We start from the raw sequence: 13,750 nt of genomic DNA on the forward strand, positions 1-13,750 counted from the left end.
TTAAGTATTTATTTTTTATATCGAAATAATAGACCAACAAATAGACCAATAATTGTCAGATGTTGAAAATAGACTGACATAATGTAACTGAATATTTCATATGGCCAATATGATTTCAAATACATAATATCACCAAAAAACCATTTTTGGGCACTCCACTACTATTTGTTAAAATGATTGATAACTTACACCAACGAACTCTTCTCACCTAAAATAATTTATCTCAACGTAATTTTCAAAAACAACACTATTTATTGTACGTACATATCTAATTGGAGATAAGAATTAAATTCGATCTTATCTTGTCGACTGTAGTGAATAATGGTATATTAAAAATTCACTACAGTCGAACGTATTGAAAATAACCCATAATTACCTACAAATTAAGACTGAGGTCAGACAATGAGCGAGCGAATCACTGAAAATATTGTAAGAAAGCTATTAAGAGAAAATAATTACTATGACTCAGATAGTCAAATTGTCGTTGAAGAGCAAAAATCCAAAATAAAGGCTATTGATAATCTGTTGAAAATCGCTAGTAAGTCATCTACGGGCAACTCAGGTTACCCTGAGTTCATTATTAACTGGGATGTAGATACGAACTTTGTAATCGTTATTGAATGCAAAGCATCAGTAAAAAACCATGCAAGTATCGACCTTAATAAACCGAAGGACTATGCAGTTGATGGGGTATTACACTATGCTAAACATCTTTCTAAAAAATTTACAGTCATAGCTATTGCTGTTAGCGGTCAGAACGAGTCTGAATTAAAAGTTAGTAATTACTTATACCCCTGTGGTGCAGATGACTATAAAGATTTAACCAATATAAAAGGTACTCTAGTTGATGAGATATTGTCATTTAATAAGTACTATCAGCTTTCATCTTATGATCCTATTGTTGAAAAAATAAGACATCAAGACCTGATAGCTTTTTCTAAAAAACTACATGAATTAATTTGGACTGCGGCTAAAGTTTCAGAAGAAGAAAAACCTTTACTAGTCAGTGGTACTTTAATTGCCTTAATGTACAAGCCTTTTTTATTGACTTATCAGGCTTATGATGCTGAAACTATGCCTACAAAGTGGCTAGAGGCCATAAGGGAAGTACTAAATAGAGCTGATATACCGCGAGCTAAAAAAGAGACAATGTTACAACCTTATGCAAGCGTTGCAGCTCAACCAAATCTGGGTAAGCCAGATGCTAAGGTTAAGAAAAAATATCCCCAAGGTGTACTTGCAGAAATTATTAACAATATTAATGATAATGTCTGGCCATTCATTAATGTATATCATAACTTTGATGTAGTTGGTCATTTTTACGGTGAGTTTCTAAAGTACACTGGAGGTGATAAAAAAGCTTTGGGTATTGTTTTAACTCCACGACATATCACTGAATTGTTCTGTGAAATAGCTAATGTATCTAAAAAAGATACTGTACTTGACATATGTGCTGGCACAGGAGGGTTTTTAATCTCTTCAATGCAAGCAATGCTCAAACAAGCAGTTACAGACAAGGAGGAGGAGGGTATTAAAAAAAATCAGCTTATAGGTATTGAAAATAATCCAAAAATGTTTTCTTTAGCTGCTAGCAATATGATTCTAAGAGGCGATGGAAAGGCTAATTTATATCAAAGCAGTTGCTTTGAACCTTCTTTACAGGAAAGCATTATTGCACCTAAAAAAGACTCTGAACGGAAAAGACCTAATATAGGACTACTTAATCCTCCATATGCTCAATCTAAAAGTGATGCAGAGTTACATGAGCTTTATTTTGTGAAAGAAATGTTAGATATGCTAGAGGAGGGAGGTATTGGGGTAGCGATTATTCCAGTAAGCTGTGTTATAACACCTAATAAAGCTAAGGCAGAAGTGCTTAAATTTCATACTCTGAAAGCCGTAATGTCAATGCCAAGCGAGTTGTTTTATCCAGTTGCCACAGTTACATGTATAGTTGTATTTGAAGCACATAAGCCCCACATGACCCCTAAAGTCATTGATCCAATTACCAATAAGACAATAGAACATAAAAAAGCTTTTAAGAAAACATGGTTCGGCTATTGGCGTGATGATGGGTTTGAAAAAACTAAGCATTTAGGTCGTATAGATCTGAATGATACATGGTTAGACATAAAACAGAATTGGTTAGAGCAATACCGTAATAATGAAGTTCATCCAGGCGAATCGGTTACTGCTTACGTTACAGATGAAGATGAGTGGATAGCAGAAGCTTATTTAGAGACAGATTATTCTACAATAACTCAAGATAAATTCGAAGAAGTTGTAACAAACTACGCTTTATTCAAATTGCTGAATAGAGATAAAGCCTCTAAAGTCGAGGATAAATAATGGCTAAACTCCAAGATATTTTTGATGTAAGTTATGGTAGTAAACTAGATCTTAATAAAATGACTCAAGTAGACCCTAAGATTGACTTCGTTGGAAGATCTCAAAAAAATAACGGAGTCAGTGCAAAAGTTGATTTAATTAGAGGTGTTAAACCTTATAAACCAGGACTAATTACGGTAGCATTAGGAGGATCAGTTCTTTCAAGCTTCTTACAAGTCAATCCATTTTATACATCGCAAAATGTAGCTGTTCTAAATGCTTTACAGGTCATGTCTGAACAAGAAAAGCTATTTTACTGCTATGTCATATATGCTAATGCTTTTAGGTTTTCAGCTTGTGGTCGCGAAGCTAATCGAACACTCAAAGACCTAGAAGTTCCTGGTTTGGAAGCTATACCTGAATGGGTTAATCGAAGTGATCTTAAAAGATTTAAGGGTTCTGACGATAAAATCCGTGATATACCTACTCCTAAGTTAGATACTACAGGTTGGAAGGAATTCTCATATGAAGAGCTTTTTGACATAAATAAAGGCTTACGATTAACCAAAGCAAATATGTTATCTGGTGACACTCCATTTATAGGCTCTACAGATAGTAATAACGGATTAACTAATTTTGTAGGTCAAGAGCCTATTCATAAAGGAAACGTTATCACTGTTAATTATAATGGATCAGTGGGTGAGAGCTTTTATCAGGAAATACCATTTTGGGCTTCAGATGATGTGAACGTATTATACCCAATAGCTGATATGTTTCCTTATTTTAACTCTTATATAGCTCTATTCTTAATACCTCTTATTAAATTAGATCGTTACCGTTTTAATTATGGTCGTAAATGGCACACTGATCGAATGAAGAAATCTATTATTAAAGTGCCTGTAGACAATATTGGTAAACCTGACTTAAATTTTATGGAGTCTTATATTAAGAGTTTACAATTTAGCTCAAGTATTGAATGATGACTGTGGAGTAGTGAATATATGGATTAGCTACTTTTACTCGAATTTCAATTAGGCTTAAGTTAATCATGAAGCCTTAATAAAAAAATAAGCGACTTCATGTCGCTTATTTAGTTTTGCTATTTAGCAAAATCTAGCAGCTATCTTACACTCTAACCATTCCGAGATTTCACTCTCCACCCATGCGACACGTCCTTTTGAGAGTTTGACTTGAATAGGAAAGGTAGGATCATAGCGTTTAGACTTTTTGTCTAACATATCGTAAATAGTCGTACTACTTAGTCCTGTATAGTAGGTCACTTCTTTTAATGGCAGCATCCGTGGAAGGCGATAGCTAACAGTATTAGCTGAGTTTTCTTGAGCATTGAAGTTTGAGATTTCCATAATTAGCTCCTTGTAAGTGAATGAGAGCGTTTCCTCTCATACAGTTACCGAGTCCAATATTTTTTTACGGCATCCCATGCAGTCCTGTCTTCAGTTTGACTGAGCTAAAAGATATAAAAAAAGAGCTGATATGATCAGCTCTTTTTATTTGCGTAAAATATGTGAAGGCATCATCTCACAGCGGTCACGCTTTGGCGTAGTCCTTTCTCAATGCTGCCAATAGCATTAGAGGATATTTCCGAAGGGGGTTGATGTTGTAGCTTACGGTGATCGTTATCTTGCTCAGCAGGATAAAACTCCTCTATTACCTCTAAGGCTTCAGCGTCATTCATCTCGAAGATAGAATTGCCATAGCCACGCTTAGCAGTCGCCTCTAAAGCCTCCTGATCAAAACCGTGATGACCAAGCTCCGCATAAATAGACTGCGCATCTTGTACCGCATCCTTTAATGTCAAACCTTCCCGTAAAGTTAAATCGACAAAGTAGATTGGCGTCCGATAGCTCTGGGTTGTACTTTTACCCCGTAGGGTAAGTTGCAGTGGTAGGCAAGACAATTTATTGCCTGATACTGCTGCAAAGTAGCTTAGCCTGGCAGCAAGCGTTCTTATGCTGTTAAAGCCAGTGGTACGAAAGATAAAAGTACCCAGCTCATCGTCCTCAGACAGATTGACGTACAGCCGTCCATAAGGCTTACAAGCGACACCTTGCGCTAAAGGACAGCGATCAGGGGAAGGGCAGGGAAGTTGTTCTACACCTTGGCCAGTACGCCTTTGGCATTGTTCGCCATCTCCTACACAAACGGGTCTGCCAGTCTGCCTGTCAAAGAGTGTGTACTCTGCTCTAAGATTTAGCTCTGGATCATTGAACAGCATCCTCACAGGGATTTTTCTGAGTTTACCGTCGCTACCTTCACGTAGTACGGCATTAATAGGGTGATTGATCCAACCGTCTTTATTCTGGATCTGACTGGTGATTGTGAATTGATCGTCTTTACTAGGCAAACGTTTCCCGTTCTTTTCAACGACTCGCCCGATGCTAATACGACCTAATACTGGTGGGGTAATAATGAGACCTTTAATCATGAGGGTATTCCTTAGATAGATTGTTATAGACATAAAAAAGCCCACCTTTTGAAGGTGGGCTATCCATGCGCTGAATTGGTTTAATGGATTAGCTGTCGCTGTGAATGACAAATCGACGGCTGCCTTGTCTGACCTTACTAAATTTGTCTAGCAGCTCAGGTTGAGCTTTGAGTAATGCTTTGCTGTCTAAGGTAGTACTGTCTTTAGATTTTTTCCAAGAGATACATCCATTGGCAAATATAGCTACTTCATGGTCTTGCATTAAGCTTTGTAGTTGGTGCTTTACCTGATTATGTCGTTGCTCTAGCTTCTCCATAGAAGAGCGGTAACCAAGCAGCTTATTGAACAGCTCATTAGCACGTTCATCATTCGTTAGATCGACTTTGCTTAAGGGTTTAGGGGTTGGATAAAGTAGCTTGAGAGCACGAGCAGCTGACTCGCTATGATCAGATGTTGGTACTGTACCTGTTTCTACGTATTGCCAGAACAAACGCTCATGTTCAATAATCGATGCAATTAAGCGTTCATCACGCTCAACCTTATAAATCTTGGCTTCATGTCCGCAAAGCAAAACACAAATATGAGCTGCTTGTTTACCAGTAACCGCTAACTGATGTTGTACTTGGCATATCACATAGAGCGGTACACCGTCACGCCATAACTTTGCGCCACGTTCTCCAGCGGTTTTACACTCTAATATCTGAACCTCATCATTACCAGTTATGGCGTAGTCTAAATTAGCTAGCATAAAATGCTGCTTAGGATCAGGGTGTTGAAGTATGGCATTGACGCGCCTTACTTTATTGCCTGTCTGCTGTTGATAGTAATTAGCGACCATTGGCTCAAGCGTGTTGCCCCAGTATAGCGGTGAATAGTCCTCGATGCTCTCATCTAAGTCTGAAGTCAAACGTCCGGTTTTAATCAGCCATAGCTCTAGCATGGAAAGGTAGGGATGAATGCCACACGCAGCGGCAGCATCACTACTGCCTATGCCTTGCTTACGAAACGCTAGCCATTCTTCACGGCTTAAGTCTTTGGTATTGACTAGGCGCTTAGCTGTAGTAGAAGTATTAGCAGAAGGTTTTAATGGCTCCTTCATCTTAACTTCAGGCGCGCTTTCTATAGTGGTCTTAGTCTTTAGAGGAGCCTTAAGCTTTACGCTAGTATGCTTTGTCTTTCTTAGCTGAGTCATCGTGTTTGATGTGATTAGGTTCATAGTGAACTCCTTAGATAAATTTATTAAAGTAAAATAGTAGGCATAAAAAACCACGCTCTTAGGGTGTGGTTTAATTGTTGAGTTTCAATACAACAGGTTACGCGAGCATCAGTAGCGATTCCTCTAAACCTTTTTGCTTCAGCTTAGCCCCAGCACCGAACCATGCTGAATTGAGACGATTATCGGTACTCATCGCTCGACGTTCATGGTCAACGTATTCCGTGATACTACATAGCAGTCCATAAGCTGTGTCACGGGCAGCATCTAAATCAGCACCGCGTCCTTGACCGTTAAACATCTGCATCACCTTATTCATCGCTTTGGCATTAGGAACAGTATCCTTTTGCTTTTTAGCGCTATTGAACAAGATAAGGTCATTGTCTTGGTCATTGAACACACGGCTGAGATAATTAGCGGCATCCGCTTGAGTGACACGGCGCTCCGATAATTGCTTCATTTCATAAACGTGCTCCTCCCACTGCTTTACTGATACGCCTAATTGCTGCTTGACCATTCCAGCATCAAAGGAGGTACTATGCGGAACCTTGACCACACCACCACTTCCGTTGGCTAAGCTAACAGCAAGGGTGTTATTACAGACCACACGAATATTAGTGAACTGTGCTGTGGTCGCAAGCGTTCCATCACAGGCCGTTGCCAGTAATAGATAGCCGTTACTCACATCGCCACCGCGAAGCGTTGCTGACTGGCCTGTACGAGCCAATGCCCATAGCTTACGACCACCCTTTAATACACCAGCCGTTTCCAGCTCAAAGTCAGACTGTTCGGTGAGATCGCGATAGAACTCTAAAATCTCACGCGGTTGTACTTCTTGGTAGCGTTGACTTACGACTGATAACGGCTCTAGGTTATCACTGCGATAGAGCACCTTGTTCTCAGAAAAGGGCAAGATCAGATTCTGACCTTTATCGTTATTAGCCATGTAGCTGACGTCTGATGATTCAATACGCCAATCAAGACCTGCCTCGCGTGCCCAAACCTCAAGTGGCTGCTTGGGTGCAAGCTCGTTACCTAGACCATGCCAAGGGGTTTCGCCAACGTATGCCATACTTTCGATTAAATGTGCCATGAGAATATTCCTTTTAAATTGATTGGTTAAGTAAGTTGATGATTGATGGTTAATTAAAAGCTGTAAACACGTGAGTACATTCATCACAGCGATACTGCTTATTGATCAACAGCGGTAAAGCGTTCTTTGATTGAGCCATCTCGATCAGGGTTGCGATAGCAGTACCTGTAATCACACCGAACACAGGATGGATTTTAAACGTCTTGCATAGACTGATACCAAGACCGATCATTGCAGTAGGAGACAGCAGCTCATCGATCAAACGGTCGTGAGTACCATCCGTCATTTCATACACCGCTAATGACTGGCAACGTGGACATACTGGTTTCATAAAGACTCCTTTTATTTTGGGCATAAAAAAGGCCTGCACGAGGCAGACCTTTAATGGTGAGTAAGGATGAGCGTTAGGACGTTGATGCTCGATCTCATGAATGTAGTATGTATTTGAAATTATTTAGCTATGGGCTATGCTAGGTACCACTTAATCCTTAGGGGTAGTTCCGCGACCAAAGCTGCGCATGCTTGGCGTCCATGCTTTAAGGCGCTGTTCGTACTTGTCAGGTCGAGTTAAGTACAGTGCTGCATTGATGGCATTCTTAACTTCTACAGCATTGTTTTTATGAATCATGCCAATACCAAGCGTGCCTTGCTTCTTGTACGTACTTTTATGCTCGCTCGTATTACAGTTATAGTACGAACCAAAACCATCCGTTATCTCTATCCATTTTTTGCCAACGGCATCACCTAAGAACCAGTCTTTCTGCCGCTTGTCACCGTTATATATCAATAGCAGATGACAATGTAGACCACCTGTGTCAGTTCCTTGTTCTATCGCCCAAGCATGACCCCTTAAATGCTCAAAACAACCTCTCTTTCTCCCAAGACTGTCTCTCAACTCGTCCATTAAATTATGAAATTTTTCTATACCTATTAGATGTGCAAACTCCGACTTTATCTTAAGATCCACTCTTACGATAAGCACTCGTGAATACTCTTTCAAAAAATAACTCATATAATTGTAAAGTGAATAACCGTTTCTTTGTTCTTGATAAGCGAAGTTAGTGATAGCAGTGTTAAATTCATCACGATAAAAAACTAACGCACGTAAGAAACTTTGTGTCATATCCTCGTTCCAAAAAATTTCATTGGGATAGCAACTACCACACACAAGATAGCCACTGCCTATGAACCATTTTATAGAGTTGGTGTACTCCAACTCGTCATCGAAGAGCAATGTCATTGGTTGATAGTAAGTGTTCAGTTGCTCACTGATCTGTTGAATACTCATTTTGTTGTTAGGAGTAAGAATATCGTTAACGAGTTTGTCGACTTTAGCGACTACTGTTTCGTGGGTTAATTTTAAGGTGGTCATGTTATTTGCCTAAGGTTATACGTTCATAATCTTGGGCAGATAGATAAATTATTACTGCAGCTTGAAAGGTGGCTACATTAGAAAATGGTATGCCATGTTATATAAATATTATTAATAACCGGATTTTAAGAGTGACAAATATCATGCTGTGGTGTGGTTTTAATTTTCTAAAAAGCCTACTGACATATGAGTTCACTGTATGGGGAGTTACGTATTTGTTCGAAATAAAGACAGGATGGTACTAAGTCATTTCTCAGATTTTTTCAGATACAAATCTAAGCTTTTCGTGGTGAATCGCAGAGTGATAAAGGGCTATGTTACAAGAGGAGCGCTAAAATCTAGAAGAGAACAAGTTAGGCCTATAGGCGACCTACGCAATGGGTCAAATATTGGAAAATACCCTAATATCATATAAATATCATGTAGAATGTTATATAAAATATCATGCATGATAAAAACAAGCGGAGCATCATTGTCTATGCCAAATTACCAACCACCGCGTTACGGTAGCTCAAACCATGCCAATAAAAATAAAATAGAACAGAAACTCAATGAGTTTACAGATAGAGATTTAGCATGGACAGCTAACTATATTTGCCTGCATGAACCTATAGGTCCAAAAAATATATCACCCAATAATGTTAAGAGTAATTTAATAGATATTTTACAAAAACTGTCTAATGAAAAAATGACGATTGACTTTATTATAGAAATAAAACGTCATTCAATTATTGCAGATTCATACTTTGACTGGCTTCGGAATGACTACCGAGCTCAAGTGTTTACTTATTCTCTTTTGGTAAAGAATTATGATGGAGCACATCACGACTACAGAGATATTTTCTACACGTATGATCCTTTAGGTTATATTTACTGGCTATTTGATACTCAGGTAAAATTTTATAAAATTGGAAAGAATGCAACTTTAGTCAATGATATTTCAGATAAACAAAAGCTAATCCAATCAATTCAAAGAAAATGGTTAAGTATCATCAAGAATGATAAATACACTGCGTGGGTCAACGAAAGTGACAATGAACGTGAAGACTGGATTTATAAGCATCTTGTTAGGACATCTAAAATTCTCTCAACAGGCAGCGCTATAGTTATTGATCACAATAAGAAGACAGAGTTGATACTAGCATCACTAGACGCCATAGGTATCGAGCAGTTAGCTATTCAAGATTATGAAATATCTCAGGCTATAATAGATAGTAGAAAAATATCTATTGATAAGATAAAACGAGCTTGGAGTCAGAAAAAGTATAATAACGCAGGGAAAACTAAGAGGCCTTACCATTTGCCGTTAACTAAAATATCTAGAGAGAGGTTAAAAAAAATGGCCACGATTGAGAAAAAATCTGATACTGCTAAATTGAATGAACTCATCAATTTTTTTTACGAGTCTGAGTATATTAATCCGCAGGGCAATGATATATTTTAGTCTTCGGAGATTAGAAATCGCCTTAGGTCCTCTTTGGTTAGTCCACTCTTCAATAGAGCATTTATCATAATACTCTTATTGTGTGTCTTTGACTTCTCTTCAGATTTAGCTAAAGACTCTTCAATTTTCTGCCGCGCTGTCTGAAAGTCTACAACTTCACCTGTGTTTCTAAGCAAATCTAAAAAATCAGCCCAGACTTGCATAATTTTACGTCGCTCTTCTAAGTGTTGCGCGTGGTTATAAACTGCGCGAATGCTGCTTTTTTTATCATGTGCCATCTGTTTTTCGATGGCATCTCCCATATAGCCAAGCTCGTTTAGATTAGTTGAGGCAATATGTCGGAATCCGTGACCAGTTTGCTTGCCAGCGTAGCCAAGTATGTCTAAAGCATTATTAATGAACTCTTCGCTATAAGGCTGGTGCATACCAGTATGATAGAACACGTATTCGTATTGGCCTGTGATGGGTCTCATCTCTTCTAACACTGCTAGCATTTGGTTTGACAAAGGAACGACATGCTTACGCGCAATCTTAAGGTTATCAATATCTACACGCCATAGACGGTTGGGAAAGTCGATATGTTCCCATTTCATCATACGTAGCTCGATAGTACGACAGAATGAATATGCTAAAAACTTCATGCCTAATCGAGTCTGGTCATGACCATGATAGCCTTCAATGTCTTGTAATAGCTTGGGTAACTCACTAAGCTCAACGTGTTTCATGTGCTTAGTCTTCGCTTTCGGGTATAGCTCTTTTAACCCTTCTGTATGATTTACCTCTATTAGACGTTCTCTCTTAGCTCTTTTAAGAATATTGCCAACGAGGTCAATAGTGCGTCTGGTTACTTCTCGTGGCGGTGTTCCTTTTTCGGCCCTAGCTTCAATGCTATCTGCCATCGATTTACAATCTTCAAATTTCACATCTTTCAAGGCTATTCCTTTAAAGCTAGGTAGCACGTCTTTATGCATGCGATTGTAGTCTTGTTGATAGGTGCGAGTCTTTACGTTGCGCTTACGCTCATCTAACCATTCAAGTGCATACTCATTGAACATTTTAGCTTGTTCATTCGCAAGTTTGTTTTGACGCTTTTTATTCTTGGGATTGATTCCATTTGCTACTAAAGCCTTAATATCAGCATTAGCTACTCTAGCTTCTGCTAAGCCCATCTGCGGGTATGTACCTAAAGTAGTCTTCTGCTGCTTACCATCGTAGCGATAAGCACTTACCCATGTTCGAGTGCCTGAGCTACGTACCAGTAACTGCAAACCTTGTTGGTCGCTATATTTGTCTGGACGAGAAGGGGTGCATTTATCAGTTGGCTTAAGCTTACGAATTTTGGCATCACTCAACATGTTGGTCTATTTCCTATACCTACGAGCTATATGTTTACAGCATTAAGACGATTATGTTGGTCTAAGGCGTATAAAAATAGATCGAATGTTGGTCTAATTTAGGTGTATATAAATAATAGACCAACGGATAGACCAACACAAGCCACGTGATAGGTGGGCTATATTCGGATAGCTTGGGAAAATAGCAGGCATAAAAAAAACGCGAGAAGCGTTATTTATAAAGGGTTTAAGCGGTGTTTAGGACAGGGTAGGAAAACTGAGGTTTAATAAGATTGGCGGTGAAGGAGGGATTCGAACCCTCGATACGCTATGAACGTATACACACTTTCCAGGCGTGCGGTTTCAGCCACTCACCCACTTCACCGTTTTTTGAACGCCTAAGTATAGCGGATACCATTTAAAATGTCACGACTTGCGCGCTATCTTTCTTTATTGGCAAGCGCCTGCTAGGATAGCAAGTATGTAACGGCAAGTATAAATGGTTGAAAGTTGAATGATAAGTTTTAGTAGGCTTAAGTACGGATGTAAGAATAGTGCGATGATGGCAGTATTGCTTGTCGCGACGGGTATTACCCAAGCACATGCTGATGATTTGACCCAATGTAGCCAGTCTTTTTATGGTGGTGTTTATCCTGAATTTACCAATACCAAGCTAAAAAAAGACACACAAGCGCTGTGCATGGATGGCTTTGCAGTCATGTATTCAGGGGTATCGCGTACCCCGCTTTGGTCAGCAGAGCATCTCGATCGCATACGTCTACAACAAGCTAAACAGATTGACCGTGAAGATAGCTTTCACGAAGAGAGTAAACTGCCAAAGTCAGCACGAGCCTCATTATCTGACTATTCAGGTTCTGGCTATGATCGAGGGCATTTGGCACCCAACGCCAATATGGCCAATCGCAGCCAGCAGTATGATAGTTTTAGTCTAGCCAATATTGCCCCGCAGTCACCACGTAACAATCGCTACATCTGGCGTAATATAGAATCTGCTACTCGGTATTTAACACAGCAATACGGTGAGGTGTATACCATCACAGGTGTGGCATTTACTGATAAAAAAACCAAGCAGCTCGCTAATCGTGTCCTTGTGCCTAGCCATTTCTTCAAAGCGGTATATATCCCAGCAACCAATCAAGCAGGTGTGTATTACGCCCCAAATGATGAGTCAGAACGCATCAACGTAATTAGTATCGATGAGCTGACTACTGAGATTGGCATCGATGTATTACCTATGCTAGATAGTCAGTCCAAATCTCAAGCGTTTGACTTGCCATTAAAGGCAGGTGAGAGCTCAGATACCCCCGAGGCGCCAGTAGAAGAGCCGGAGTGGATGCTGTTTGTGTGGGCTATTTTAGAATGGTTGATTGCACAATTAAAGGCTTAAACTGAAAGTAAGACCCAAAAATAGCCTCAGTTCGAAAAAAATAAAATGTTACTGATAATAAGGATAATCAAATGATTGAGCCATTCGCCAACGACCATCAAAGCATGCAGATTGGTGATCTTGTCATTGAAAATCAAAAAGACAAGATTATTATATATGGTGATATTGATCTCACTTTTGACGAGTTAGGATACGAGCAAGCCCAACAGTTACATGAGCTGTCGGAGAAAATCGTACAAGCATTTGCAGATAAAAATCTATATAGTAAGAATGATGCTAAGTCAAAGGAAAATGATGACCAATTAGATAAAGATATCGACAATCCTTTCCTATAAGTCTTTGATATGGTTTTATTTTTACAGAAATAAGAAACTGTAAAAAAATTACTAGGCAAAACCTAAAAATTGCTTATAATGAGTTAAGACATCGCTTGTGTCGCTCGAATCTTTGACCAAAAGCTTATAAGTTGTAATGGTAACTATCATTTAAAAAGGTCGAAACCGTAAAGCTCGTAATGAAAGGTTCTAGCAAAGGATAAGCATAGGACAACAGAAACATAACGTTTCGAGTAATCATTGTATGAAGGGAGTCAATCTATGAAATTATTTACAAAGACCACTTTAGCAGTTGCTGGTATTGGTATTGCTAGCATGGCATTCGCCGCTGACCCATTAGCCAACACTACTTGGCAGACATATGATGATGGTGAACCAAAAGGTACGGTAAAAATCACTGAGTCAAATGGTGTTCTGACCGGTACTCTTATTGCTGCCAATACTGCGAAAGGCAAAAAGCACGTTGGTACGACCATTATTAGAGGTCTAAAAGCTGACGGTGGTGGTAAATATAGTGGTGGTACGATTACTGATCCAGCAAAAGGTAAAGACTATCGTATGACTGCAAGCTTAAGCGGCAACACATTAAAGCTAAAAGGCTATATCGGGCCATTCTCTCGTAGCCAAGAGTGGAAAAAGAAATAAACCAAAAAACTAGTTTCAGCGTAATATATAAAAATCCCGCGTTACCGGAAGGTCTCGCGGGATTTTTTACGTTTTAGATTTAAGCTTATATTTCATATCTTTAATAAGGGAGAACTTTAAACACTAAAACTA

At 39.1% G+C, this 13,750-nt stretch carries 13 protein-coding genes and 1 tRNA gene; 6 read left to right on the top strand and 8 right to left on the bottom strand.

Translation table 11 applies throughout. The features are described 5' to 3' along the window. Positions 1-402: 402 nt before the first annotated feature. Positions 403-2,349 carry an HsdM family class I SAM-dependent methyltransferase gene (locus tag ABFV72_RS10225; protein ID WP_347163535.1) on the top strand — a complete coding sequence of 649 codons (1,947 nt, stop codon included), beginning with the start codon at positions 403-405 and terminating at the stop codon, positions 2,347-2,349. Further along, positions 2,349-3,308 carry a restriction endonuclease subunit S gene (locus ABFV72_RS10230; protein WP_347163536.1) on the top strand — a complete coding sequence of 320 codons (960 nt, stop codon included), beginning with the start codon at positions 2,349-2,351 and terminating at the stop codon, positions 3,306-3,308. The genes ABFV72_RS10225 and ABFV72_RS10230 overlap by 1 nt, the downstream gene beginning before the upstream one ends. Positions 3,309-3,431: 123 nt before the next feature. On the opposite strand, the gene ABFV72_RS10235 is transcribed toward ABFV72_RS10230, so the two are convergent. From ABFV72_RS10235 to ABFV72_RS10260, 6 genes are all read right to left on the bottom strand, one after another. Next, positions 3,432-3,692 (bottom strand): helix-turn-helix transcriptional regulator, encoded by a 261-nt coding sequence (locus ABFV72_RS10235; protein ID WP_347163538.1) that lies wholly within the window; start codon positions 3,690-3,692, stop codon positions 3,432-3,434. Between the two features lie 170 nt (positions 3,693-3,862). Continuing rightward, positions 3,863-4,774: a hydrolase or metal-binding protein gene (locus ABFV72_RS10240; protein WP_347163540.1), complete on the bottom strand. Its 912-nt coding sequence runs from the start codon at positions 4,772-4,774 to the stop codon at positions 3,863-3,865. 88 nt (positions 4,775-4,862) lie between these two features. After that, a complete protein-coding gene (locus tag ABFV72_RS10245) occupies positions 4,863-5,990 on the bottom strand; it encodes a YqaJ viral recombinase family protein (RefSeq protein ID WP_347163541.1) in 1,128 nt (375 codons plus the stop codon). 97 nt (positions 5,991-6,087) lie between these two features. After that, a complete protein-coding gene (locus tag ABFV72_RS10250; RefSeq protein ID WP_347163543.1) occupies positions 6,088-7,080 on the bottom strand; it encodes a DUF932 domain-containing protein in 993 nt (330 codons plus the stop codon). Positions 7,081-7,129: 49 nt separating this feature from the next. Next, positions 7,130-7,411, bottom strand: coding sequence for a hypothetical protein (locus tag ABFV72_RS10255; protein WP_347163544.1), 282 nt, complete (start codon positions 7,409-7,411; stop codon positions 7,130-7,132). A gap of 150 nt (positions 7,412-7,561) precedes the next feature. Further along, positions 7,562-8,452, bottom strand: coding sequence for a YagK/YfjJ domain-containing protein (locus ABFV72_RS10260; RefSeq protein WP_347163545.1), 891 nt, complete (start codon positions 8,450-8,452; stop codon positions 7,562-7,564). A 478-nt stretch (positions 8,453-8,930) separates the two neighbouring features. Here ABFV72_RS10260 and ABFV72_RS10265 point away from each other — a divergent pair, with 478 nt between their 5' ends. Continuing rightward, on the top strand, positions 8,931-9,896 hold the full coding sequence (locus tag ABFV72_RS10265) for a hypothetical protein (RefSeq protein ID WP_347163547.1): 966 nt from the start codon (positions 8,931-8,933) through the stop codon (positions 9,894-9,896). Here the strand turns inward: ABFV72_RS10265 and ABFV72_RS10270 are convergent. Next, a complete protein-coding gene (locus tag ABFV72_RS10270; protein ID WP_347163548.1) occupies positions 9,893-11,251 on the bottom strand; it encodes a tyrosine-type recombinase/integrase in 1,359 nt (452 codons plus the stop codon). The two genes, ABFV72_RS10265 and ABFV72_RS10270, sit on opposite strands and share 4 nt — an antisense overlap. A 273-nt stretch (positions 11,252-11,524) precedes the next feature. After that, positions 11,525-11,615, bottom strand: a tRNA-Ser gene (locus ABFV72_RS10275). Positions 11,616-11,789: 174 nt separating this feature from the next. On the opposite strand from ABFV72_RS10275, the gene ABFV72_RS10280 reads away from it, so the two are divergent. From ABFV72_RS10280 to ABFV72_RS10290, 3 genes are all read left to right on the top strand, one after another. After that, positions 11,790-12,638, top strand: a complete 849-nt coding sequence (locus ABFV72_RS10280; RefSeq protein ID WP_347163549.1) for a DNA/RNA non-specific endonuclease — start codon at positions 11,790-11,792, stop codon at positions 12,636-12,638. A 71-nt stretch (positions 12,639-12,709) separates the two neighbouring features. Next, positions 12,710-12,973, top strand: a complete 264-nt coding sequence (locus ABFV72_RS10285) for a hypothetical protein (protein ID WP_057762038.1) — start codon at positions 12,710-12,712, stop codon at positions 12,971-12,973. Between the two features lie 261 nt (positions 12,974-13,234). After that, a complete protein-coding gene (locus ABFV72_RS10290; RefSeq protein ID WP_057762037.1) occupies positions 13,235-13,618 on the top strand; it encodes a DUF2147 domain-containing protein in 384 nt (127 codons plus the stop codon). Positions 13,619-13,750: the final 132 nt, after the last annotated feature.

The sequence above is a fragment of the Psychrobacter proteolyticus genome, assembly GCF_039762275.1.
Classification (GTDB): domain Bacteria; phylum Pseudomonadota; class Gammaproteobacteria; order Pseudomonadales; family Moraxellaceae; genus Psychrobacter; species Psychrobacter proteolyticus_C.

Coding starts and splice junctions, on each gene's coding strand:
- ABFV72_RS10250 (WP_347163543.1), bottom strand. CDS start 7,080: ATGGCACATTTAATCGAAAGTATGGCATACGTTGGCGAAACCCCTTGG.
- ABFV72_RS10255 (WP_347163544.1), bottom strand. CDS start 7,411: ATGAAACCAGTATGTCCACGTTGCCAGTCATTAGCGGTGTATGAAATG.
- ABFV72_RS10285 (WP_057762038.1), top strand. CDS start 12,710: ATGATTGAGCCATTCGCCAACGACCATCAAAGCATGCAGATTGGTGAT.
- ABFV72_RS10225 (WP_347163535.1), top strand. CDS start 403: ATGAGCGAGCGAATCACTGAAAATATTGTAAGAAAGCTATTAAGAGAA.
- ABFV72_RS10245 (WP_347163541.1), bottom strand. CDS start 5,990: ATGAACCTAATCACATCAAACACGATGACTCAGCTAAGAAAGACAAAG.
- ABFV72_RS10270 (WP_347163548.1), bottom strand. CDS start 11,251: ATGTTGAGTGATGCCAAAATTCGTAAGCTTAAGCCAACTGATAAATGC.
- ABFV72_RS10230 (WP_347163536.1), top strand. CDS start 2,349: ATGGCTAAACTCCAAGATATTTTTGATGTAAGTTATGGTAGTAAACTA.
- ABFV72_RS10260 (WP_347163545.1), bottom strand. CDS start 8,452: ATGACCACCTTAAAATTAACCCACGAAACAGTAGTCGCTAAAGTCGAC.
- ABFV72_RS10235 (WP_347163538.1), bottom strand. CDS start 3,692: ATGGAAATCTCAAACTTCAATGCTCAAGAAAACTCAGCTAATACTGTT.
- ABFV72_RS10240 (WP_347163540.1), bottom strand. CDS start 4,774: ATGATTAAAGGTCTCATTATTACCCCACCAGTATTAGGTCGTATTAGC.
- ABFV72_RS10290 (WP_057762037.1), top strand. CDS start 13,235: ATGAAATTATTTACAAAGACCACTTTAGCAGTTGCTGGTATTGGTATT.
- ABFV72_RS10265 (WP_347163547.1), top strand. CDS start 8,931: ATGCCAAATTACCAACCACCGCGTTACGGTAGCTCAAACCATGCCAAT.
- ABFV72_RS10280 (WP_347163549.1), top strand. CDS start 11,790: ATGATGGCAGTATTGCTTGTCGCGACGGGTATTACCCAAGCACATGCT.